This is a genomic window from Chryseobacterium sp. G0162, from assembly GCF_003815715.1.
Classification (GTDB): Bacteria; Bacteroidota; Bacteroidia; order Flavobacteriales; family Weeksellaceae; genus Chryseobacterium.
On record NZ_CP033922.1, the window covers coordinates 4,340,066 to 4,365,884 of the forward strand.

16 protein-coding genes and 1 tRNA gene are annotated in these 25,819 nt (G+C 34.8%); 10 read left to right on the forward strand and 7 right to left on the reverse strand.

Going from position 1 to position 25,819, the window contains the following annotated elements; all coding sequences use genetic code 11:
* The first annotated feature begins 151 nt into the window (after positions 1-151).
* Positions 152-928, forward strand: a complete 777-nt coding sequence (locus EG344_RS19380) for a hypothetical protein (RefSeq protein WP_123911003.1) — start codon at positions 152-154, stop codon at positions 926-928.
* Between the two features lie 58 nt (positions 929-986).
* Positions 987-1,316 (forward strand): DUF3892 domain-containing protein, encoded by a 330-nt coding sequence (locus tag EG344_RS19385; RefSeq protein WP_123911004.1) that lies wholly within the window; start codon positions 987-989, stop codon positions 1,314-1,316.
* Positions 1,317-1,396: 80 nt separating this feature from the next.
* Here EG344_RS19385 and EG344_RS19390 read toward each other — a convergent pair whose 3' ends face one another.
* Both EG344_RS19390 and EG344_RS19395 read right to left on the reverse strand, forming a co-directional pair.
* Entirely contained in the window at positions 1,397-5,293 is a 3,897-nt protein-coding gene (locus tag EG344_RS19390) for a hypothetical protein (RefSeq protein WP_123911005.1), read from the reverse strand.
* Positions 5,294-5,678: 385 nt separating this feature from the next.
* A complete protein-coding gene (locus tag EG344_RS19395; protein ID WP_123911006.1) occupies positions 5,679-10,259 on the reverse strand; it encodes an AAA family ATPase in 4,581 nt (1,526 codons plus the stop codon).
* A gap of 661 nt (positions 10,260-10,920) precedes the next feature.
* On the opposite strand from EG344_RS19395, the gene EG344_RS19400 reads away from it, so the two are divergent.
* Together EG344_RS19400 and EG344_RS19405 are read left to right on the forward strand one after the other, a co-directional pair.
* Positions 10,921-12,411 (forward strand): recombinase family protein, encoded by a 1,491-nt coding sequence (locus EG344_RS19400; RefSeq protein ID WP_076549603.1) that lies wholly within the window; start codon positions 10,921-10,923, stop codon positions 12,409-12,411.
* Complete coding sequence (locus tag EG344_RS19405; protein WP_047388376.1) at positions 12,398-12,562, forward strand: hypothetical protein; 165 nt, start codon at positions 12,398-12,400, stop codon at positions 12,560-12,562. The genes EG344_RS19400 and EG344_RS19405 overlap by 14 nt, the downstream gene beginning before the upstream one ends.
* 190 nt (positions 12,563-12,752) lie before the next feature.
* Here the strand turns inward: EG344_RS19405 and EG344_RS19410 are convergent.
* A tRNA-Arg gene (locus tag EG344_RS19410) sits at positions 12,753-12,826 on the reverse strand.
* A gap of 59 nt (positions 12,827-12,885) precedes the next feature.
* On the opposite strand from EG344_RS19410, the gene EG344_RS19415 reads away from it, so the two are divergent.
* The 3 genes from EG344_RS19415 to EG344_RS19425 are packed head-to-tail and all read left to right on the forward strand — an operon-like array spanning position 12,886 to position 16,670.
* Entirely contained in the window at positions 12,886-13,932 is a 1,047-nt protein-coding gene (locus EG344_RS19415; protein WP_228412777.1) for an ABC transporter substrate-binding protein, read from the forward strand.
* 43 nt (positions 13,933-13,975) lie between these two features.
* Positions 13,976-14,620 (forward strand): monofunctional biosynthetic peptidoglycan transglycosylase, encoded by a 645-nt coding sequence (mtgA, locus tag EG344_RS19420; RefSeq protein WP_123911007.1) that lies wholly within the window; start codon positions 13,976-13,978, stop codon positions 14,618-14,620.
* A gap of 13 nt (positions 14,621-14,633) precedes the next feature.
* Entirely contained in the window at positions 14,634-16,670 is a 2,037-nt protein-coding gene (locus EG344_RS19425; protein WP_123911008.1) for a recombinase, read from the forward strand.
* Positions 16,671-16,819: 149 nt separating this feature from the next.
* Here the strand turns inward: EG344_RS19425 and EG344_RS24325 are convergent, their stop codons facing one another.
* Positions 16,820-17,011: a hypothetical protein gene (locus EG344_RS24325; RefSeq protein WP_228412778.1), complete on the reverse strand. Its 192-nt coding sequence runs from the start codon at positions 17,009-17,011 to the stop codon at positions 16,820-16,822.
* On the opposite strand from EG344_RS24325, the gene EG344_RS19430 reads away from it, so the two are divergent.
* Both EG344_RS19430 and EG344_RS19435 read left to right on the forward strand, forming a co-directional pair.
* On the forward strand, positions 16,988-17,176 hold the full coding sequence (locus EG344_RS19430; protein ID WP_262697355.1) for a type VI secretion system amidase effector protein Tae4: 189 nt from the start codon (positions 16,988-16,990) through the stop codon (positions 17,174-17,176). The two genes, EG344_RS24325 and EG344_RS19430, sit on opposite strands and share 24 nt — an antisense overlap.
* Positions 17,177-17,187: 11 nt before the next feature.
* Entirely contained in the window at positions 17,188-17,664 is a 477-nt protein-coding gene (locus tag EG344_RS19435; RefSeq protein WP_123911010.1) for a hypothetical protein, read from the forward strand.
* 30 nt (positions 17,665-17,694) lie between these two features.
* On the opposite strand, the gene EG344_RS19440 is transcribed toward EG344_RS19435, so the two are convergent.
* From EG344_RS19440 to EG344_RS19450, 3 genes are read right to left on the reverse strand one after another with little or no spacing between them, the layout of a single operon-like run.
* Positions 17,695-17,988, reverse strand: a complete 294-nt coding sequence (locus EG344_RS19440; protein WP_123911011.1) for a hypothetical protein — start codon at positions 17,986-17,988, stop codon at positions 17,695-17,697.
* A gap of 19 nt (positions 17,989-18,007) precedes the next feature.
* On the reverse strand, positions 18,008-19,087 hold the full coding sequence (recF, locus tag EG344_RS19445; protein WP_123911012.1) for a DNA replication/repair protein RecF: 1,080 nt from the start codon (positions 19,085-19,087) through the stop codon (positions 18,008-18,010).
* A 3-nt stretch (positions 19,088-19,090) separates the two neighbouring features.
* The gene (locus EG344_RS19450; RefSeq protein ID WP_123911013.1) at positions 19,091-19,846 is read right to left on the reverse strand and encodes a hypothetical protein; all 756 of its coding nucleotides are present in this window, start codon (positions 19,844-19,846) and stop codon (positions 19,091-19,093) included.
* Between the two features lie 18 nt (positions 19,847-19,864).
* On the opposite strand from EG344_RS19450, the gene EG344_RS19455 reads away from it, so the two are divergent.
* Positions 19,865-25,786 carry an alpha-2-macroglobulin family protein gene (locus tag EG344_RS19455; RefSeq protein ID WP_123911014.1) on the forward strand — a complete coding sequence of 1,974 codons (5,922 nt, stop codon included), beginning with the start codon at positions 19,865-19,867 and terminating at the stop codon, positions 25,784-25,786.
* Positions 25,787-25,819: the final 33 nt, after the last annotated feature.

Genomic DNA, 25,819 nt, shown 5'->3' on the forward strand with positions numbered 1-25,819 from the left:
TTAAAAGGAAGCAAATATGTAAAGTGACTCGTATAGCTTAAGTTAAATAATTCGGAGCATTAGTTTTATACAGTTAATGAAACTGCGTCGATAGATTGCGCTCCCAAATCTGATATTTGTCTTACAAACAACTAAAAATTTAAACTATACTATGATTTCAGAGAATTTAAGAGAGAAAATTCGTAAGGTTGACAGTGACTTGAATAGTACTTACAAACCGAGCATTAGCAAACCATTATTGGAAATTGTCAGCCTAACCTTTATTGCGACCCTGCTCGGGCTATTTTATATTTGGGAATACCTGAATAGATTTAAATTCGATTATTTTGATTATTTCGAAGTAAAAGATTCTTTTACGATTTTATACCAGAACGCAATGCCTATTATTTATATCGGATCTTTACTATCACTATTTCTTTGGATTTTAGTTCCCGATATTCTCAAAAAGAAAACTATACAAGTTGATGATCAGGAAGAAGAAGGACAATCTGACCAAAAAGTGATCAAGGGGATAACAAATGCGGCTGTTATAATCACTGTCCTCTTGGGACTATGTGGATTTTGGGTGCTACTTTCGGCTTACAAATTTGAGTTATTGCCAACTATTATATTCCTTGTTTTTGCGGCGGCAGCCTGTTATCTATACTTCAAAGGGCCTAAAAATCTTGGCGTTGTTGCTGCAATTATTATTGCATTTCTTTATGCTGAAGTCCGTGCTAGAAAGGATGCTGAGCAGACCATGAAGCTGAAACCCAGAAAGGACATTACGCTTGGTGGTCAGCAGGAACCAATATTAAAAAAAGAGGACACAACTAGATATGAAATTTTTAGGACCAATGGATACTATTTTATTAAGGATGACCGCAAGAAAATGATATTTGTTTATTCCCGTACTAATGGTGAAATGAACTCTTTCTATGTAGAATAAAAGTACGAATAACAACATACAAATTGAAAATATTTACATTTTTATTAAAATTGTAAAAATGGCAGAATTTAGAATTTCAGGAATTTGGTTAGATTCCGGAGGCGTAATTACACATTACGCAATCCACACTAGAAAAAAAAATAGTAAAGGAGATGGTTACATTATTGGCTTAGCAGAAAAATATACCAAGCAGGCTGCTGTTGATTTACTTTTAAAGCAGGGAAATATTGCTAAGACTTATTTATGGAACTATAATAAAAGAATCTGGGAGGCTGGAGCAGAAGTCCAGGTAATCAGTGGAAAACCGTTATTTTTAAAATCTAATCCGGACAGCACGGAAAGGGATAATCTTTTGCATCTTATTAATTACGGGTATATTTTTAAGTAATTTACTATGAGACAGTCTCAAAATGTGAGACAGTCTCATTTGATTAAAAAAATACGGAGTGAGATTTCCCATAATTAATATTAGTTTTTCAAATATTCAATTAACTTGGAAACGATTTCTTCTGTTGAATATATAATGTTTTTCTCCAATGAAGAGGAAACAAAACCTTGAAAATTGCTATAATCTTTTACATTAATGGATAACATTAGGCTGTCTATTTTATTCTTGCTTTGAAAGCTTGTACTTTCCAACCATATCTTTTCGATTTCTGAATTATTATCCAATCTCGACCTAAATTCGCTAAGCCTCCATACTTCAAAGAGTATTTTGGCTACATTTTCTTTTTCCTCATCAATAACTGAAAGAGTTGATAAACTAATTTGAGGTAATGTTATAATGACTTTTTGTTCTAAGTATATTGGTAGTGGAGTCAATTTCTCTTGATCAATATCATAGTCACCATTCTTTGCTTTTAAAAAAGCCTTAAAATAATCATTATTAAATCTTATGCCCCCAATAGCCACGTTATCCTTTACAGATATTATTGAGAAGAATTGGATATCAAGTTCACATAATAATGCTAAATCCATTGATAATTGAAAGAAGGAATTTTCATCGGAAAAATCAAAGTTCTCTATACCGAAAGTCGCATAGGTCAGTGTTTCGGTTTCTTCAAGAGCGATGGGAAGTATAAACTTATAATCGGTATTTTCTTCAATCTTATTTAATACTTGTGTAAGCTTGCTCAAATTTTTGGTTTTGGCCTGATGCCACCATTCCTCAGCTTCCTTCTTTGCCACATGTACCGGGTTTTTGCTTTCTATAGGGAGTTGAGAAAGATAATATTGTACTGTTGCATATAATCTCTCAAAATACTGGTTTTCCAGTAAACAGATATTTTCAGAATCAAAATATGGAATTGTCTCAGCTTCAATTTTTCTAAATGCGTCCTGCATTATTTTTAAATTTAGATACACAGCTTTCATATTTATTAAAGCAATATTTCTATCATGTTCTACTTTAGGTATGAAGATATTCAGCATTTGACCGTTAATATTTCCAAGAGAGGCAAACCATTCATCTATTTCTTGCTCTTCTTTTTTATAGTTTGTTAGCTCAAAATATTTGTTCTCGTATTTTGGATAAGGTTTTTTCTTAGTTAGAAAATCACTGAGCTTAGCTCTAAGTTGATCAAGTGACGCTGAGGCTTTATCTTTCTTTTTGTAATTTCCTTCTAAGAGGGAATCTACTAATTTAATAAAGTCTTTTGCCCATTCAATGGCAATTTGTCGAATATCAATTATATTTCTCTGCCATTCATATGCCGAGCTTTCCTGATAGTTTTTTTGTATCGTAGACAGCCAAATTTTGTTGAGGTGTGCATTGAACATATTACCAATTGCTTCCTTTGTTAGGTTTTTTATGGAATTCTGTCTAGTTATTGAAATAAGTCCCTCTGATGGAAAGGGAAGGAGTATTGCTTCTGTGCAATACTTTTCATATATGGGAAGAAATGCATGGAAAACCTGGATTCTAAAAACGCTGAATTCATTTGCTTTGTCTGCTTCATTAGAAAACAGAAGATAGTGAATATATACATCACCATCTTTCTCTTGTATTGTTAGTGAATTGGTATTAACTTTTATATAGCTTATTATTGTAGACTTATTTTTATTTATAAAATCTTTAAAGAATGAGGGGTTATTGAGCTGTAAGTATAACATAAATTCTTTTGCTTCCTGAATCTCCAATTGAAGCAAATCATTAATATGTATAGTGTTCTGAATGAAAGGTAAACTTAACGGAATCTTAAGTTCGTTATACCATTTGCACAGAAATTCCAGACCTTGATAGGAACTGATTGGTAAAGTACGTTTCGCAAGTTTAGCCTTTAACGAATTTGCAAATAAAACTAGATCACTTTTTTCAAAGGAATAGGCTGGTAGCTCACTTTTATATTTTTCAAGTTCCTCAAAAATCGCTCCTTTTTCACCTAGAATACTTGATAATTCATTAAGTAAAGTAATTTTAGCGAATGGAACTGTAGCCATTGAAAAGATCTCAATGCCCTCTGTATTATAAACATCGTCAAATATTTGTTTATTAGCAGCCCAATAACGTTGAGGTTCTCCATGCATGATACCATCAAGTGCGAACACCATATCCGAAATGTCGTTTTCTGCCAAATAGTCCGCCAAATCATTATAGAAATCCACTTTACCATTTAATAATAAGAACGGACTATTTATATAAAAATCATATTTGTAGTCCTCGTTAATTATTTTGAGAAGGTTTATAAGAGAATCACCTATATATAAATTGGTGTGTAATAAATCTTTTAAGTGATTTGACCTGACTGGATGGAGACCTTCAATAAAATGGTTATTAAAGTTCAAAAAATATTCTTTTTCAAGTTCTTGTAATATTAAATCTCGATCTTGTTGGAAACCAATGTCAGATTTGATGTAAGCTAAAAGCTTTGAGGTTTCAAGTTTAATATTTAAGCAATCTGCTAATGAGACCATTCTCAGTATTTCAATTTTGGCAGGGGACGAAATAGAGCCGTTGAGCAATTTTATTTGAGACGAGAGTCGATCGTGGATCATCTGTCCTTTTGTTAAAAGAAATGCATACTCTATCAAAAGACCTTTTTCCATAACTTGCTCCCATACCGGCTGCCAGTCTTTAACATCTGGATGGATCTTGTCTTTTTTCTTAAATTGTTCGAAAATATCTTTTGCTTCATTTGTTGACAAAGAAATATCTATCGATGTGAGATTGATGCGCGAAATATCAGCACCGAACCTAAACCAATCCTCTTGTCTTGTTGTGATTAAAAATTTAATGGGCATATCAACTGCTTTCTCAGCAACTATATTCCAGGCAGTTACTAAACTGTTTAAACCATCAATTATAACTAACGGATTCTCGCCAATAAGAATTCTTGAGTCCAAGAATTCTATTACGGCATTTGCCTCGTCCGTGTCTTTGCAAGCATTGAGTTGATATAGGGAGTAATGGTTTTTTAAATTGTAGCCTACTTGCCAGGCTAAAGTTGATTTTCCTTGCCCACTTGAAGATCTTACGACAACAATGTCTGAAACTTGTATTGCCGTCTCCAGCTTTTTTTCCCAGCTTTTTCTTCTTACAGGAAGACCTTGAGTGATGTGCGAGGGTCTGGCTGCTTTACCATCATAGTATTCATCAGATTGTTTTCCTGTGTGCTCATAGGATATTTTAGAAATCCAATTGTTAAGTATAGCTTTGTTTATGGGCGCTTTTGAAAAGGAGTCTTTGATTGATTGAAACAGAAGATTGATATCATTTTTATTTATTGATGCCCGGTTTTCCGACCAGATAAGTATGTTATAAAATAAGGAGTTTAGAAATTGGTTTTCAGTTCCTTTATTTATATTCCATTCCTTAAAGAGCAAAACCAGTATTTTTGAATATAATTCGTTTGCTGTTTGTTGTTCGAAAGAAATTCTATCTGCAAAATCATTAAAATCTATTGTCTTAGACAAACTGATCAGTTTGTCTATCCAATACTTTGAAAGGTTTTCACCATGTTTTCTTTCCATGAATGCAGAAAGATTTCCATCCGCAATTTTCATATTATAAACAAGTTTGAATCTGCTTTCTGGATTTTTTGCGAATACCTCCAGAAAATTCTGAAGGACGCCTAGTTCCCAAAAAGCCCCGGCATTCATTTTATTGACGGATGACTTTAACTGAATATATTCAGAATCTGTACTGATAGCTTGAGAAGTATGTATGTCGATATCTTCTATGCCTTCCAGCTGTATATATTTTGTAGTGGAATTCTTATTTAATTTTAAAAGAATCAAATAACAAGCATATAAGATCTGATAATGAACTCCTCTAAAGTTTACGGCACCTCCATTTCTTTTTTTTAATATAATATCTAGATTTTCAGTGACACCTTTTAGGCTCATAGTTTTAGAGATAGTATCCATTATAAAATGTTTTTTAAGATTAATTAGAAGAAAAGTGGTAAAAAGTTTTTTCAAATTATGGTTTAACCTTTTTTCGCTGCAAACCACAAATATAAATGTGTTTTTAGTCAAACAAATATAGTATAAATCAAAATCCCATTTTTACGGATAACCATAATGTGTTTCTATATTAGAAGTTCTTTGATTTGAAATTGATTACTGTTTTAATTTGTGTGTTTTATATATAGACTCGATTTACGATATTCATTATGAAATATGCTTAAAGCAAGGATGATAACTGCGCTGAATTTTCTGATATAATTTTTAGATAATAAAAATGCGAAAAAATGATTGTCATTCATTGTATCACGTTTGAATTCCATAAAATATGAAAAATGAAGTCTTTTTAAAGATTAGCATCATCCAGAATTCTTTCCGTTTCTCTTGAAAATCGATCATCCATCAGAACTCTGTCAAAAGCAAGGGTTAAATTCCAACGTGCGGAAATGCTTTCATTATCATTGCCATCAATGCTACTGAGTGCACATAGAATAAATTTTGTGCCCGAAGAAGTATACACATCAATAAATTCTTGATCATCTTTAAATTTGTCAGTGTTTAGCACTATCTCAAAAAGCTCTATGGCCTGATGTGGATAATCTTTGCACTGTGAAGTGAGATATTCTATTAATGAGTCATTGACCCTAAAGAAAGGCGACTGGATATATTTTGTCAAAAATGTACTTATATCGCTTAATTTGATATTGATTGATTCATTGAAATTTATTCCGTGGTTGTCATAATCTTCTTCAGTTAACCTTTGTAGCACATAGTCAAGTATTTGATCGCTTTTTTGCTTGGCTGCAGGCACGGCATAATAATTATGCAGAATAGTACCTATGGCAAAAGAGTATACATATTTATTATTTTCCATAAATCGGTAAAGTAAGGCATTCGCATCGGCCTTATCATATAGATCGGAAAAATATAAAATATTGAACAGTGCTTGGCTATCATCCTGTCCAAGGCAGTCTGCAGAAACCAGCCTTTCAAAGGCCGGAATGAGTGCCTCGAAATTATAATTAGCCATATAATGCATTGACCAGATCGAGGAAGCGAGGACATGAATGCTGTTTTCATTGTTGACCACACCACTGAATATCTCAAAAGCTCTTGCGGGGTCAGCATTCATTAAGTATGCAAACTGATAAAGCGCTGCGGCCCTGCAGTGAGCAGGAGCTATTTCAAAAACTATTTTTAGGGTCCTGAAAACCTGATCGAAGTAATTGCTGTCAATAATATGTACAAGAGCAGATGCAGCAGATCCACTTGCTGTGTTAAGACCTTGAGTGACGAGGTTGTCCACTGAGGTCTCTTCTTCCAGAGGATCAAGATCAGCATGATCCAACGAAAAATCAAGTGCACATGACAGTAGGAAATCGATTATGGAGGAATCATCATTTTGATTTTTTGAGAGATTCTCGGCGATGTAGCGGCAGACCCTCTGCAGCTCCTCGCTCATCGGGAGCTTCAGAATCTGTTTAAATAGCTCACGTGCCTGTTTTTTGTCCGCCTCACTTTCAGATAAGCCCCAAAGTCCATATACCGCGTATTTGAGTTGAATGTCGGGATCATTAAGGGCGGAGCTAATTATATCTATCATTTCATCGGTCGGGTCTTCTTGTACGCATTTTTTTAAAGCGTATGCATGTTCCTGAATATCTCCTTTAAGAAAAGGACGGTCAAAATCGCTTTTTGAACCATCATACTTTTTAAAGGAGTCAAGCCATTGGACCTTCTTCATGTGTTTATAGGCTTTTGGAGGTATGGGTGTCTGTACGACACCGGCTATGACATGACCGCTTCTTTCCCTGTCTTTGTAATCTGGAAATCTTCTCGCTAGTTCAAGTTCTGCTTGTTTCAGTTCAGGGTCACTAGCAATGATCTCTGTAGGCAGTCTTTTTATCCAACAGTATTTGGTCAGACCCCACCATGTTGATATTTTTTTCTTTCCACTGCCCAGTTTGATGATCATGATTTCGTGGCTGAATTTCAGTTCTTTAATCAGTTTGATCATCTTTGACTGCTCCTCTAAATTGAAAAAAGGAAAAGTCTTTTCAAACAGTGTTCTGCTTTCCACTGCAATTGTTGAATCGTAATAAATTTCATTTAATGTCAGGAGATAGGAGCAAAGTTCAAAGGTTTGGGCTGAATAATAGATATGATCTGAATCCAGTGCAAAAATGAGCAGTCTGAGAACCGACATTATTTCCGAGTCTTTATTTGTTTCAAAAAAAGAGAGAAACTCAGGATCCCGAGCTTGGGCAGAATTTCGCAGACTGTGGGCCAGTAGAGTATAGCGGGATGCCCTGCCTTTCTGGAAATCTCTATCCTGAAAACGAACCTGCATGTATTTATAGTTTCCCCAGATTTTTTTCTCAGTTTCGGCTGTTTTAAATTCAGCTTCGAAACAGGAAAACAAGATAAGAAAAAGCTGGGTAGGTGCAGTTTTTAACAAGGTGTTCAGTACAACATTTGGACCCATCGGATCCTGTCTGTCATCATTCAGGGGGGTATTAGATAGATCCTGGGCCATCAGATTTATGGCATAGCTGGGATTGACATGAGCAATATTGTCCACTGTACGGTAATATCCGTATGAATCTATTTGCTTAAAGTCTTTGCAGTCTTCAAAAATGTTGTATTTAATGGGATCATCCCAATTTGTTGTTGCCCTGAGTATCCTTCTAGCGAAACCCTGGTCTCGACGTTCCAAAATAAATTTCCAACTTCCATTGTAATCTAGTATGGCAGCACGATGCAGGAAATCTGATGCCTTGTTTTTTAATAATGTCTGCTCTTTTGGCTGGAGATACCTGCTTTTGGGTATGATATTAAAGTTTCCGTCAAGAATTTCTAAAAAGCTATTTCTGTCTGCAAAATGGAACCAGTATTGGGAATGTGCATGCTGAAAGAATAAAATCATAAGGTGATAGGATTCCTTTACAGCTTCTTTAACAATTGCTGTTTCCTGTGCCAAAGGGGTTTCATGAAAAAGTACTGAAGACAGGATCATATGTTTGATATGAAAAAGGATCTGGCTATCATAAAATATATCTTTTAGAGTTTTAAGGTAAATGGTTTGATCAAAGTCACGTAAATAGTTCAGGATCATTTTCACTGCTGAGCGCAAATGCAGAGTTTGCCCGTTATTTTTGATATAATCTCTGAGGTCGAGCCCACGTTCAACAAATTGTTTTGCAAATACAAAATCATAGAAAGACTGATGGAAGAACTGCAACTGGTTTTCCTCCTTTTTTAGTAATCTTTCACTTTTCAAGTAACTCAATTCTTGCACATAGTCTTCAAATTGCAGTTCACTGACGGTGATGTGCTGTATACTGAACATTTTATCGGCAATTTTATAGAGCAGTTCCCTTGTCAATTTTCTATCTGCCGGTTCCTTAGGGGAGAGATTAGTGATCTTTTGGCTCCACAGCTCTAGATACATGTCATGAAGTGTCTTCAATCCAAGGCTGCCGTGGTTCGATTTATAAATTCTTGAGAAGACATTCAGGTGATTCGGAATTTTTAGAAGTTCTAGCAATTTGCTATTTAGCATGTTGCGGTGTACGTCCAATTTGGCCAGCTGGGTAAGCACTTGTCCTTCAGTCAACGGGTTAACCGTCACGGTTTCAATATTCCTGTAAACCTGTAGGGCAGGATCATAATGGAGATCAAAAGTCCTTATAGAAATTATGATCCTGATATTTTCATCGTGGCGGTACTGTTCGATTACGCTCTTAAATACTTGCAGATAGGATCTGTCGGTTGACATGGACTGTGAGAGCGCATCGATCTGATCAATTAAGATAACTGTCGTTTTATACTTTTGTTTGCATTTTTCAATAAACTCGAATATGGGAATAGAGAGACCTATTTTGTCTTGGAGCTCTTTTATGCTTGTGGCGGCCAGTTTATCAGCTTTTAGTCCGAGCACAGGGATGTCATTAGCTCTCAGCCTATCATAAAGATCCTTTAAGATAACTGTTTTACCCATTCCTGCATTTGCGACAAGCAGGCACAGGTTCAACGCCCTGTTTTCATTGTCTCTTTCCGGATTTTTTTTTATCCATTTGAAAAGCTGATCGGTTTCCTCACGTTCGATATGGGAATCATTAATTTCTGAAAATTCATTTCTTTCGGATTTTAAGCTGAGTGATCCTGTATCAAGCTGTTGGTCAATCTTTATATCTTCTTTGGACTGATCTACTAATTTTTCAAGTAGCAGCTCTTTAACCTCCATGATGACAGAATTGTCGGTAACCGTTCTGACTTCAAAGAATAAGGTGCATAGGTGTGCGCTCCGAGGATCACTGAGATAGGCATCCAGATCTGGTGTGTTAATCTTTTTTACATTAATTCTTGACAGGACATCACGTACCTGCTGCAGGGTTTCATCTATCTTGAGTTGCAGCTGTTTGAGACTTTCATATTTGTTGATATTGTAGTTCACCCAGCTAGAGAGACTTTCTTCTGTGCCTATCAGTGATCTAAATGCATCGATAAAATCGCTGCAATCTACTGTGAAACCTTTTGATACTGCAATAAAATAGGTGAAGTTATCTGGATCCTGAAGGATGTCCTCTGTTAGAAGACTGTAAAGTACAAACTTTGTTATCTCTTTGCCAAAATTGTTTTTATCCAGATTTTTGTCGTACTTCTTGCACTGGATAAGTCCATTAGTATTTCCATTATAGAAAAGTGAACAATCTCTTCCTTTTTCAGATACACCTGACATCAGGCTTACCTCATCAAATTCAATAAATTGACCCCTGCCCAACTGTGCTTTGGCAATGCTGTACAGAAGCTCTTCAAAGCGTCTATCGCTCGAAATCTGGTTGTAAGGATATGATTGATTCGCAAAAGCTATTGGTTTAAAAGGGTCTTCCGTTATCTCTGGAAATGTATGGACGATCTGTATCATGGGATAATAATCTATAAAGATAAGAAATACAAAATTATTTTTCTACAGCTTTTAGTATTTTACAACAATAATTAGAACTGCTGGAAGTGTCTTTTTGTTGAAAGTTGAAAGCTTAAAATGTTATCTCAATGAAATTGTCAATGGGTTTGATTAGTAATGGGTCAAAATTGAGTTTTGAATATGACTAGTTAGAAGGTTACAATAATAGTAACATGAAAATAATATTTACAATGAAAGGCTACTTAGTGGTGATCTCTACTAACATCCGAATCATTATTTTTTTAGTGTAATGTATTAATTATAAGTATTTTAAATTTGTTTCCATAATTCTGCCAATGAATAATCTGCCCGTGAATTAAAGATGAAATATAAAAGTAGATTTTATGCAATTAATTGATGATTGCTGTAATATTTCCATTGTACTGCGATATCCTGGCTGATAGGACCTTGAAGTCAAAATTTTGGAGTTCCTTAAAAATACTTCTGATATGTGATACATGGGTTTCATATTAATGTGATAATGTCATTAATTACTGCTGTTACTATCAAAGTTTTCTACTGAATTTCCCGTTTTTAATTTGATACAGCATAAACTGCTTTTGTTTATTATTTCATATACTTAAAAATATTAATTTGTAAATCAAATAAATACATTAATTATATGAAGTCAGCCTATTTATATGTCCGCGTAAGTACAGACGAACAAAAGAGAAAAGGTTACTCCTTGCCAGAACAGGAGGATAGATTATTGAAATATTGTAAGTATAACAATATTGAAGTCAAAGGAATCTATCGCGAAGACTACTCTGCCAAAAATTTCAATCGACCGGAGTGGAAAGAATTATTCTCAGAAATTAAAAAGAAATCATCAGGGGAAGATAAGAACATATTATTTATCAAGTGGGACCGATTTAGCCGGAATGTTGAATATGCTTACGAAATGATTGGAAAACTTCGAAAATATAAAACGATAGCGATGGCTATTGATCAACCAATTGATTTCTCTGTGCCGGAAAGCACGGTTATGTTGGCTGTATATTTAGCTGTTCCAGAGGCGGAAAATACCAGAAGGGCTCAAAATACAGCAAATGGTATTCGTCGAGCGAAGCTGATGGGTAGATATCCTAATAAAGCACCTATTGGATTTATTAATTTGACATTAATGGATGGTAAAAAAACTATTGCTCCTAAAGAGCCTGAAGCTGATATTATAAAGTGGTCTTTTCATCAAGCTGCTCAGAACGATCATAAGATTTCCGAAATAATGAAAATGGCTAATGAAAAAGGATTGATATGTTCACGGTCACACTTCTTTAGAATTTTACGGAATCCAATTTATTGTGGGCTTATATCAGTCAAACTTAAATCTAATGAAGAACAAATGATAAAAGGTTTGCATGAACCTTTAATATCTGAATCGTTATTTTATCAAGTTCAGTCTGTTATTAATACAAAAAGAAAAACTACTTCAAAAAAAGATGATTTAAAAGAGCTGTTTTTTCTTAGAGGTTTTTTGACTTGTCCTGTTTGCGATCGAAAACTCAGTGGAAGTATTGCACAAGGAAGCTCAAAAAAATACCCATATTATCATTGTCATGATCGCTGTAGAACAAGGATAAACGCAATTTTACTGAATGATTGCTATCAAAATAAGCTTCAGCAATTAATACTGTCAAATAATACAATTGACTTATTTAAATGTATTTTACAAGACCAGAATATAAAGACACTGAAAGCAAGTTATTTGTACAATCAAAATTTAATTGAGAGAAAAATAAAAGAAGAGGGGCAAGTTCTTTCTAGAGGCAGAAAGTTGTTTTTAGCAGGAGTATTAAAAATTGATGACTACAATGAATTAAAAAAAGAGAATCAAGTTAACATTAGGCATCTTAAGAAGGAAGCGCGTGATATTTTTCTTAAATTAAAAGCTATTGATAAAAAGGATCAAATAGAAGATAAAGAAATAGTCGAAGTTTTTCGAAAATTTTCCGAGTTTGACACCTCAGATAAAAAAAGTCTTGTGAGTCTTATTCCACCAGTTGATATTGATTATAAAACAGGAGATCTTTCTTTGGACTTGAATCAAGCATTTTTAAAAATATTATCAAAAAAAAGTAACCGAAAAACTAATAAGAAAAATGAATTTTATTGATAAGAATGTTTCAGTTGAACAAGCGATTATTCTTTTAGCTAAGAATGGAGTTCAGGTAAATGAGAAAGAAGCTAAAATTATATTAGAATTACTATATTTAGTATCAAAAAGTTACAATAAGCCAAAAGAGGAAAAAATACTAGAACCTTAATGGGATTTCAAACTACGCTTCAATACCGATGAAATCTCTGATAGAGCACTTTTAGACTGTCTGTTTCAGGTGGACTAGGGATTTCACATCAAAAAATTCAAACTATAAAATGTCAGGCTGTAAAAGCTTGATAGAGAGATTTTTATGTGTAAAAAAAGAGAGACAACTATCAAATAGTTGTCTCCTTAAGTGACCTCGACAGGATTCAAACCTGTAACCTTCTGAGCCGTAATCAGATGCGCTATTCAGTTGCGCCACGAGGCCGTTTGTTATCTTGTTGTTTAACGGTTGCAAATATACCACTTTTTTCCGTTCTTTGAAAGATGAAACAGAAAATTTTACTTTTATTTACGGCATTTTCGCTAATTGCCTGTAAAAGAGAATCAAAAATTTCGTCCTCAGACTGGACGACTCTCTCAAATCGTACCCAATACAAGGAACAGTACGGAAATCTGGAGCTTAAATCGGGGAATTTTACCTATAATTTTAAGCAAAATCAGACGCCTTTCAAGAAAATCATCCTTCTTAATGCCAGTATGGCGGGGTATATTTCAGAGATTGGAGCTGAAAATTTAATCATTGGGGTATCAAGTCCGGAGTACATTTATTCAGAAAAGATCCAGAATCTGATTAAAGAAGGAAAAATTCAGAATGTAGGAAGCGACCAGAAGTATGATGTGGAGAAAATTATTTCCATAAAACCGGATGCTATTTTTACTAATTATATTGCAAGTTTTGATAACGCTTATCAGTTATTGAAGAACAATGGAATTCAGGTTATATTCCTTGATGAATATATGGAGCAGCAGCCATTGCAAAAAACCGCTTACATTAAACTGTTCGGAGAGCTTTTTGGAAAGGAGAAAGAAGCCGAAGCTAAGTATCAGGAAGTGGAAAAAAACTATAATGACCTGAAACAATTGGCGTTAAAAGCAAAAGAAAAGCCTGTTGTTTTAGCCAATGAAATGTATGGCGATGTTTGGTATCTGCCGGGTGGAAATACTTCAGTAGCTCATTATATTGCCGATGCTAATGCAACTTATATTATGAAAGATAATAAGGATGAAAAAGCGCTGACGATGAGTTTTGAAGAAGTGTATGCTAAAACAAATGGCGTTCAATACTGGGTAAATGCAGGAAATCACACTTCAAAAAAGGAAATGTTGAAAATGAATCCTTTTTATGGAAAACTGGAGGTGTTCAATAAAGGAAAGCTGTATACAATGGCAGGAAAAGAGAGAGAGAAAGCCAATGATTTCTTTGAAAGCGGTGTGGTAAGAGCAGATATAATCCTTAAAGATTATATTAAAATCTTCCATCCTGAACTTTTACCGGATTATCAGCTTACTTATATGAAAGAATTGCAGTAACTCGGACTATTTGCTTATTTTTGCCTTTCCTTTTTATAAAGTTATGTGGAAAAGAATTAAACAATTTATTTTCATCGTTCTTGTATTGAACGTAGTTTTCATCATCTGGGGAAGATTTTTTAATCCACCCATTACCTTTACCCAGATAGGAGGCCTTTTTGAGTACGGAAAATTACACAGAGACTATATTTCCTATGATGAAATGGGAAGTAATGTAAAAAAAGCAGTGATTGCTTCAGAAGACCAGAAATTCTTTGACCATAACGGTTTTGATTATACCGCCATTGAAAAAGCAATGAAGTATAACGAAAAAGGTAAAAAAATTAGAGGAGGAAGTACTATTTCTCAGCAGACTGCAAAGAATGTTTTCCTTTGGCAGGGAAGAAGCTGGATAAGAAAAGGATTGGAAGCCGTTTATACTTTCATTATCGAGAAAGTATGGAGTAAAGATATTATCCTTGAAAGATACCTGAATTCCATTGAAATGGGTCAGGGTGTATTTGGTGTAGAAGCAGCAGCACAATATTATTTCGGTAAATCATCCAAAGATCTGAGTACCTCAGATGCAGCCTGGATTGCTGCTGTATTACCGAATCCGAAGAAATATGATCCAAAGAACCCATCTCCTTATTTGAGAAAGAAACACAATTGGATCATGAGACAGATGAGGAATGTAAGTTTGAAATAGTATCTTTGTACTAATGAAATTCTTTAATTCCAGCACAAATTTTGAGTCAGTTCTTAAAAAATACTTTTCTTTTAAGAACGAAACCCTTTCTTTGGAACCCTTTGCAGAGTTGTTAGAGAGTGTAAAAAGGGCGGACTTTACAGATGTGCTTAACTTTCTCAGAAACAATCCGAATTTTGCGGAAAACTTCAAACATTATATTCATAATATTTTTAAAGGAAGACCATTCAACCTGTCCTTGACGGAAGCCAATATTCTTTCTGAAAATGCCTTCTTCCCGGAGCTTAAAAAAAGAATCCTGAATAAGGTCCTGCCACCTGTAGAAAATGAGAAAACAGTGTGGTACATGATTGATAATGTAAGTTTCAGACCTAAAACCGACCTGAAATACCTTCACAATCTTCCGGAAAATGAGGTTAATGAATTCCTGGCACTCATTGGAGCTTCAGATTTTATCATAAAACCTAATGTAAAAAAGGAACTGATCTTTTCTATGAATATCCTTTCTTGGAGGGTGACAGGAATGGCGATGGAAGTAGAAGTCGTAAGAATGGCGCCTCAGTACAGGAATCTTTCTAATCCATTTTTAGCGCTACAAAACGAATTGGAAGCCCTGGCAGATGACCTTGTTAAAGATCCTGAACTACAGTTGCATTCCAAAGACAGCCGGTATAAGCAGATTAAAATTTATTCGGAACAATGTCTGGAATTCGTGAATATAGCCTTTAAAAATTCAGCTAAATATGGGATTTCAGGAAAGATCAACCAATCATTGCTGAAGATTCGTCAGCAGACTGAGAGAATTTATGAGATTGTACAGCTGTTGATTATTGATAGTGAAGAAGATGTTCTTGTAAAATCAAAACAGCTGATTTTTAATATCCTGAATTATAAATCTCACAAAAATAATATTGCAGACCTTATCAACGATAGCACCCGACTGATTTCCCACCTTATTACCAATCACACTGCGGAAGCCGGAACGCATTATATTACCTCTACAAGAAAGGAATATATGACGATGTTCTACAAGGCGAGTGGGGGTGGAATTATCGTAGGGGCACTCTGTGTTCTGAAAATGTTATACGGATATATCCCCGGAAGTGATTTCTCTCATGCATTTTTATATTCGATGAACTATGCGATGGGATTTGTGATGATCTATCTGATGGGATTCACGCTGGCCACAAAACAGCCGGCAATGACTGCTGCAACCATGACTAAAGTGTTGTCTGAAGAAGGAAACAGCCAAAGAAACAATACCGAATTTGCCCATCTTGTATCCAAATTGTTCCGAAGTCAGTTTATTGCTTTCGTAGGAAACGTTTTGCTTGCATTTCCGGTAGCGCTTGCCATTATTTATGGGTTGGATGTATTCTTTTCACAAAACCTTGCGGTTGACAGATCAGATAAATTATTAAAAGACCTTGATCCTTTTAAATCGAAAGCTATTCTTCATGCGAGTATTGCAGGTTTCTATCTTTTTATTTCAGGGATTATTTCAGGAAATATAGGGAACAATTCTGTATTCTATCAGATTCCGGAGAGAATTGCCAAAAACCTTTCGATCCGAAGCTTTTTTGGTAAGAAATTCGCGAAGGGGTTATCAAAATATTATGCTAAGAACTGGCCGGGAATCGTTTCTAATTTCTGGTTTGGGGTTTTCCTTGGTGCTACGGCACCTGTAGGGTTATTCTTCGGGCTTGATCTCGATATCAGACACATTACCTTTGCTGCAGGAAACTTTGCTCTGGGATTGTATGGAAAAGATTTCTCTGTAGATTCTTATACATTCTGGATGTCCTTTTTTACTGTTTTTCTAATTGGTTTCTTCAACTTTCTGGTGAGTTTCAGTTTATCTATGTTTCTGGCATTTAGATCAAGAAAAATGAACTTTGGACAGGTAAGTGAGATCTATAAGGAGATCTTCAGGTATTTTGTAAAACATCCACTGAAATTCTTCCTTCCCTTGCGTTCAGGATTAGACAAAAAAGCAGATGATCTGATGAGCAGTACGATCTCTCATAAGTCGGAAGAGAAGGATCATTAAAATAAAGAAGCGAAAATAAAATAGAAAAGTCCCGATAGAGTACGGGATTTTTTATGATAATAAATTCTCAATAATGTGAATTAAAAATAATTGTTTACTTTGGCTAAAAATTATTTCGCCGTGGTAAGATTTGATATTTTATGGAAGAATCATCCTGGAACATTTAAACTATGCAATGTTACAGAGTTTCCCAACCAGTGTGCCATACGCATGAGTGAAGCATTCGGTAAATCAGGAGTAGATTTGACTTCCTTTTCCGGAGAAGATGTTGGGAAAAGCATGAAGATAAATTTAGACATATCCTGAGAGCTCAGGAATTGGCTGATTGGGTAGATAAACATCCCGAGGTTTTTGGAAATACATTGAAACTTTCAATAAAAAAATATCCTAAAATGGATAGTAAGAGTTTTAAGCATAAAGGATTGATTTTCATAAAAGATGGCTGGGGAGCTACTGATCACATTGATTTGTGGGATGTCGAAATATGGTTCTGGCCATTAATTTAAATGCTTTTGATATGAAAACACTAGTTTATATTTCTGCTATTATTTTATGTTTGCAGGCTTGCAAGGATAAAAAAGAAACATCAGAAGAAAATCAGACAATGGTAATAACGGATACCACCAGAATTAATGGGGTTCTATTGAAACTAATAGATGATAATGGAGTAGGAAAATTAAAAATTACGCCTGATAAATATAAATTGTCAGGGAATATAGAAGTTAAGTCTCCTTGCTATTTCTTAAGGTACAATGGAAAAGTAGCTTCCTACACATATCCAGACTTTAATGTTCAAAAGATCATAATCATATTGGGAGCAACTAAAAAAGATCGTCTGAATAAAATTACCGGAACCGAAATTCAAGGGCTTTTATTTAAAAATGATAGCATAAAAATTGCTGGAGTTTTAAAAAACTACAGTCCAATTAATCCGGAAACTGGAATTGATGAAAAAGATTATTGGGGATTGGCTTCAGGAATATATGAAAAATAGAAGGTAATAAACTTTATTGGAATCTTACTTTTAAAGGATTTGCAGATTATCAAATTTATCCTCCCCAAACTTATCCTGAAACTTTTTCAGGTAAAAGCTTTTACGCATTTTAAAATCATTCTTTAGCAAAGGAGAATCAATTTTAATAATGATGCATTTATTTTCAATATTCACACTTCTGATTTCATTGAACAGACTTTGATCTAAATAATCTTCAAGAAAATCTTTAATATCAAAAGCCACAAGTTTATCTTCAAAACCATAGATTCTTGCAAAAGATTTTACGAGTTCCGAAGATTGGTATTCGCGTTTTTTCTTCTTCATAATTGTGTTGTCTGGTTCGTTATATCTCAAAAATAATACTTTCTTCATTAATCTTTTTCACCACACTTTCTGTACGTTCTCTATGCGTATCGGTAATGAAAATTTGCCCGAAGCTTTCACGATTCACTAATTCAATTAATTGAGAAACTCTGGTGTCATCAAGCTTATCAAAAATATCATCCAACAACAGAATGGGTGTTTTCTTAGTCAGTTCTTTAACAAGACTCATCTGAGCAAGCTTTAAAGAAATCAGGAAAGATTTCTGCTGTCCCTGAGACCCCATTTTTTTGATCAGAATGCTGTCCATTTCAAAAAGAAGGTCATCTTTATGAATTCCTTTGGATGTGTACGTTAACATACGGTCTTTTTCCAGGCTTTCTTTTAAAAGATCCTCAAAAGTATTTTCCAGCAAGTGAGATTCATAGATCACAGATACTGTTTCTTTTCCACCTGAAATAATTTGATAAAAATTCTGAACAATAGGATTAAGCTGCTCTACAAATACTTTCCTCTTATTGAAAATTTTAGTCCCGAATTTTGTAATCGGATCATCATAGATTTCTAACGAATCTTTATCCCAGGTTCTGTTTTTAGCAAAATACTTCAGTAAAGCATTTCGCTGCTGGATCGTTTTTTGGTATTGAATCAGGTCAAAAAGATATTCAGAATCCGTTTGAGAAATCATGGCGTCCAGAAACTTTCTTCTGCTTTCTCCGGAATCGGAAATAAGGTTAGAATCGTAAGGTGAAATCATGACACTTGGAAGATAACCAATATGATCGGCAAGCCTGTCATAGCTTTTATCATTCTTTTTTATCACCTTTTTAGCTTCTTTCGGCTGGGTAATTCTGATATTATCTTCACCGTCTTCATTCCGGATCTCTGCATCAATTGTGAAAAAATCCTCCTCTTTTTTGATGTTGTTGAAATCCGTATTTCCCAAAAAGCTTTTACCTACTGATAAATAATGAAGAGCATCCAGAATATTGGTTTTACCTACACCATTATTTCCCACAAAACAGTTGATCTGGGGGGAAAATTCGAACTTTTTCTCAGAATGGTTCTTGAAATTGTATAGCGAAAGCTTCTTGATAATCATTCGTCAAAAATACTCCATTATTAGTAAAAATAAAAAAGGAAGTGCGGAACAAGTTTCCACTCCGAATGAAAAATAAGTGTCATCTCTTTTGTTTTCAGAGAAATAAATAAAAATATATGTGATAATACTGGATAGAAAAAATGCAGCAGCGTATAGTGGTTTTAGGTAAAAAACTCCAATAAGACTGCTTATGAAAACCATACCGTATGCAATATACTTTGTATTTTGGACGCCAATCAACATAGGGAAAGTCTTTACCGTATCACTATTCATATCCCGAATATCAAAGGGAAGTACCAATGCCGTAATATAAAAGAAACTGATAAGGAAAATAGGCAGGCTGAACTCTGGAAGGGTAAGCCAACAGTTGACCAACGCCCAGACCAGTCCTACATAAAATACTTTCAGTAAAGGTATTTTCCGGATGTAAACATCCAGAAAAAAACTATTGTATAATAGTCCCAGGATAACAATGATAAACCATTTCAGTAATCTTACCTCATTGTGATTATGAATGATTAAAAAAGCACAGACAATCCCGGCAACAGCATTAAGGACCAATATTCTGAAAAAATATTTAGTGTATTGGTACTTCGTATAAATATACCCACTGAAATAGGTGATGAAAATCAGAAGAATAGTAGGGAAACGGAATGTGTTTTGCTCTTTCATGAAAAATACTGCAAAAAGAGTTCCCATTAAGGAGACATAAATTTGACTGTCTATGACGGTTTTTTTCAGTATTTTTATAATATTCATTTATCAAAATTAATATATATGAAAAGATTTTCCAAGATATTTATGCTTTCGTTGCTATCATTGGGATTTTCACCGGTTTTCGCACAGAAATATTATGATGACCAGTGGAAAAAAATAGCAGAAAACAGTCAGAAAGGAGCGTATAAATCTAATCTACCCATTATTTTAGACATGGAAAACCAAGCTATGAAAGAAAATAATACCATTCAGTTAATCCGTTCTTTGAAAGCGGAGTTCAGTATTGTAAATCAAACTGTAGATGATGATCAGAACGATGCGGCTTCAAAATTCTTTAAAAAACTTCAGGAAGCAGAAGGAAAATTGAAAGGAGATGAGAAACTGGTCTATAAAGTTCTGTTGAATGGATTTTTCCTGGATTATTACAATCAAAATTATTGGAAGATCAATGGCAGAACCAATATTAGTACGCAGGATCTTGCTCAGATTGAAACCTGGACCAAGCTTGATTATAAAAACTATTTAAATAAAAGCTATAAGGAACTGGATCAGCAGAAACAGGACATGAAGAAAACTTCATTGGAAAAATATAAAGTATTGTTTTCGGAAACGAAGGATATCGCTTATTTTCCAAGTCTGTATGATTGGTATAGTCTTAAAAAGATCGCTTTTTTATCAGAGAATAATATTTTCACAAAAAATGAGCTTACAGAGAACAGAACCTCTATTAATGCAATTTTCGATGAATTGATTGCACAGAATAACGGGAATCCTAAACTGTATTTCATGAAAGAAAAATTGGTGAATAATTGCGATTTCAATCAATGTAAAGATAAACTTGAGCAGCTACAGAAGCTTGCCAAATCCGATGTACAGGGTGATTACAAAGTGGTCATCATGGAAGGGATTATGGATGAACTTGTAATGAAAAAGAAGGCAAAAGAAGCTATTGTTGTTGCTGCACAGGCTAAAAGTGAATATCCGAAATCTCCTTTCATAGAAAATATCAAAAACAAGGAAAACCAGATTACCAATCCGGTACTGAATATCAAATATGAAAAACAGACCCAGAATAATCTGCCAATTCATTTTGTTGCAGAATACCAGAATGTTTCGGAGTTTTCATTGAACATTTATGAGGTAAAAGAAGACTTTTTATCGCTGATGAAATATGTGCAGAATTCCTATGCAAATAACTACTTTGGGCAAGTGAAAAAGAATTTGGTGCGAAAGGAAACTTACCAGCTTTCAGACCCGAAAGATTATCAGTCTCATAAAACCTCATTGGAAATTAAACCACTTCCTGCCGGAGTATATGTTGCAGAATTTTCAGTGCCAGGAACCGATACAAAAGATAACAACCCTGAAAAGAATTTCTATTTTCTGGTTTCGGGAAATAAGATTATTTATCAGTCAAAATCTTCAAGAACTTCACTTTCAGACGATTTGAAATTAGTGAATAGTGAAAACGGAAAAGCTGTAACGAATGAAAAGCTTAATTTTTATGAATTTGTAAATAATAATTCGATTAATAAAATTGAAGGAAAAACCAATGAGAACGGAATTTTTAAATTTCCTGCCACTGCTAATAAAGAATACTACAGAACATATCTGATTCAACAGCCTAAAACCAATGATTTCCAGATCATGCAGGTGTACGGGAACAATAATGTTGAAGATTACAACCCAAACAAAGAAGCCCGTTCCAAAGCTCAGATTTTTACAGATAGAGCAATCTACAGACCGGGACAGATGGTTTATTTCAAAGTAGTCAATACCCGTTTAAATAATGAGACTGAGTCTGTACTTTCAGGATTGAAGCAAAAAATCACTTTGGTGGATGCTAACAATCAGGAAGTTTCTTCCCAAAGTTTTACCACTAATGAATTTGGCTCCTATCACGGCAGTTTTATGCTTCCAAAAGGAAAGCTGAATGGTACTTTTTATATAAATACTGATGGTGATAGTCAGGGATATAAGGATATCAGAGTAGAAGAATATAAAAGACCAAAGTTTGAAGTTACTTTCGACTCTGTAAAAGATGAATATAAATACGGACAAACCATAGAACTGAAAGGAAAAGCTATGATGTTTTCCGGGGTAGCTTTAAGCAATACAACAGTGAACTATGAGATCAAAAAACAAAACATCCGTTGGAGATATTTCTGGTGGTATCCAAGAGATAATGATAATGAAAACTCAATCTTAGGAGAAGCCAAAACCAATGAAAAAGGAGAGTTTGTGATTCGTTTAGATCTTAAGAAAGACGAAAAACTGGAAGGAATTCAGATTGATAACTATCAAATCAATGCTTCCGTTACTGATATCAATGGGGAAACTCAATCAGCTAATACAGATCTGAAGGTGGCTTCCGTTTCCCACTACATCAAAGCTGATGAAATTAAGAATATATTCAGTGATGAAACGGCGAAATTAAAAGTAGAAACCAAGAATTATAATGAACAGGTTCTTAAAAAATCGTACAAGGTTAAGCTATCAAAATTAACGGCTCCGGATCGGATTTTTAGAGATAACTTCAAATCAGAAGTTCAGAATCTTCCACAATATTCAAAAACAGAATTTATTAGCAAATTCCCACACGATCTGTTTGATAAAAATGATGATGTCAAAAACTGGAAAACAGAAAAAATAGTTGTTGAAAGACAACAGCAGCCATCTGCAGATAATGCTCAACTTTCAACAAGCTTGGATCTTGGAAAACTTGAAGCGGGAGATTACCAATTGGAACTGTTCAATATCGAAGGAAAAGATACGATTAAAGCTTCTCAATATTTCAGCGTTTGGGATAAAACGTCCCTGAAACCGGCTCAAAAAACTTTCTTAACGGTTATTGCACCGAAGGAGGAGTTTGCAAGAGGTGAAAAAGCGAAAGTATATGTATATTCTGCAATTCCTGATGCGTTGGTGAATGTATTTGTTCAGAATGGGTCTGGAAAAACGATCACGGAAACCCATCAATTTAAAAAAGGAATGTTGGAATACACAGCAGATATTCCAAAAGATAAAAGTGTTTCCGAACTTAATCTTCAGTTCCAGCTGGTAGCATTTAACGATATACAGACAGAAACTGCAGTTTTAAAGATCAAGGATACGGAGAAACCTTTAAAAATTGAGACCGTCACTTTCAGAGATAAGCTCGAACCGAATTCAAAAGAAAAATGGACGGTGAAAGTTACCGGAAATGATAAAGAAAAAGTGAATGCAGAAGTGTTAGCTAATATGTATGATATGTCTTTGGATCAGTTTGCAGAGAATAACTATGGCTGGGATAAACTGTATACACCATTCAATATCATTACATCTTATGATATCAGAGAATACCTGTTACAAAAAAGTTATCAGAACCGATTGAAATATTTTAATGGAAATTATGTAGCCGTTCCTGAATTTAATTGGTTTGACGGTAACCTGTTTTATAGCTTAGGAGGAAATGGAGTGAAATCTCCTAGAACTAGAAAAAATAAAACTGCTCTTCCTGCTCCTACAGCAGCTCCTATTGCTAGAAATTCAGTAGCTCTTGAAGAAGTCGTAATGATTGGCTATGGACAAAAAAAATCAGCACTACAAGGTAAAGTAGCAGGCGTTGAGGTTGCAGAAGCTGATGCCGCTGTAGATCAGGTCGAATCACAAGAGGCATTGGAAAAAGTTCCGGTACGTCAGAATCTAAATGAAACGGCATTCTTCTATCCGGACCTGAAAACCGATGCAGAAGGAAACGTCAACTTTGAATTCACTTCTCCGGAAGCTTTGACGAAGTGGAAACTGATGTTCCTTGCTCATACAAAAGATGCAAGAGCAGCTACCTTGGAGAAGGAGGTGGTAACTCAGAAAGAATTCTCTGTAACTCCAAACTATCCGAGATTTTTAAGAGAAGGAGATGAACTGAACTTACAGTCAAAGTTATCCAACCTTACCAATAAGAAAATGAATGGTTCTGCAGAACTTCAGATTTTAGACGCATTTACGAATGAAAATATTTCTTCAAAATTCGGAATCAACTCAGGAACACAGAACTTTGATTTAAATGAAAATGGAAACGGAGCATTAACATGGAAGCTAAAAGTTCCCAACAATGTTTCTTCTATTATTTTAAAAATAGTTGCGAAGGCAGGAGCTTATTCTGACGGTGAGCAGCAGGCTGTAGCCGTATTGCCAAACAGAATGCTGGTAACCGATGCCGTACCTGTTTTTGTGAAAGAAGGAGAAACAAAGACTTTCGTATTGGATAACCTTAAAAATAATACATCTACAACGGCTTCTAATGTTTCAAACACCTTGGAATTAACCACCAATCCGATCTGGGAAATTATGTTTGCCCTTCCAAGTCTGAAAAACGATCAGAACAGCTCGGCGGATGTGATTTTCAATAAGTGGTTTGCAGATGTATTAGCTTCTGAGATATTCAAAGCTAATCCTAAAATGAAGACCGTGTTTGATGAATATCAGGGCAAAGAATTATTGAATTCAAATCTTGAAAAAAACCAGGAGCTGAAACAATTGTTATTAGATGAAACTCCATGGGTACTGGAAAGTAAAAATGAAGCTGAGCAGATGCAAAAACTAGCACTTCTGTTTGATGTCAACACGATGAGGAATTCTATTAATCAGAATTGGGATGATTTCAGTAAACTGCAAAATCCGGATGGTGGATTTTCATGGTATGCAGGATATCCAAGCTCTTACGGTACATCATTATATATTCTTAAAAACCTTGGAAAGGTTAATCTATGGTTAAAAGATAACGCCAAAGAATATCAGAGTGCAGGACAGAACGCTTTAGTAGCAAAACTGATCCAGTATGTAGATAACGAGATCAGCAAATATGCAGAGACTAAAAAAGAGAATGTCTGGAGCAATTGGGTTCTTGATTATTTAGATACCAGAAATTACTGGGAAAAACAATATCCTTTGAAAGGAAAAGGAGCAACGTTAAAAGCATTAGTAAAACAAAAAGCAAAAACGGCAAAAATTACTGATTTTACATTCTTCGGTCTTCACCGTGCAGCTTTACTAATGAATAATTATGGAGAGAAAGCGGTATCTGATAAATTAATGACTTATCTTAAAGAAACCTCTACAGATACCAAAACACAAGGAGTCTACTGGAAACAAAACCTGAATGACTGGGGTTGGTTCAGCTCAAAAGTAGTAAACCATGCAGGTGCTCTGGAAGCGTTCAATACCTTAAAATCCAATGATATCAACTTTATAGAAGAGATGAAGATCTGGCTGGTAACGCAAAAAGAAGTGAACTCATGGGGAAGTTCAAGAGGAACTGCAGAAGTGATTTTTACGATCTTAAATTCAGGGAAATCATGGACTGGTGCTGAAAGTGATAAAGCAACCATCGTTTGGGGCGGCAAAGAGATTGTTCCTCAGACTCAGGCAACCGGATATGTAAAATCAACCGTGAAAACGGATGCAATAGATAAAAACCTTGGAACCGTTACAGTGACCAAACCAGGCCCAGGAATTGTTCAGGGAGGATTATTCTGGCAGTATTACGAAGATTTAGATAAAATTAAATCATCTGAAAATTATATTTCCGTAACCAAAGAACTGTATAAAAAAGTAAAAACGGTAAATGGAGAAGAGCTTCAGAAAATCTCACCAGAAACGCCATTGAAAGTAGGAGATAAAGTAACCGTAAGAATGATTCTGAACACAGACAGAGCAATGGAATTTATTCATATTAAAGATATGCGTGCGGCAGGATTTGAACCCGTTGATGCATTATCAGGATATCAGTGGAAAAATAATTTAGGATATTATCAATCTACTAAAGATGCGTCTACTAATTTCTATATTCAATATATGCCAAAAGGTAAATATGTCTTTGAATATGATGTAATTGCTAATGCATCCGGAAAGTTCTCAAACGGTATTACTACAATGCAAAACTACTATGCTCCACAGATGAATGCACACACAAAAGGAACCGGAATTCAGATTTTGGAATGATTTTTGGCTATTAGGAAATACGTAAAATTTAAA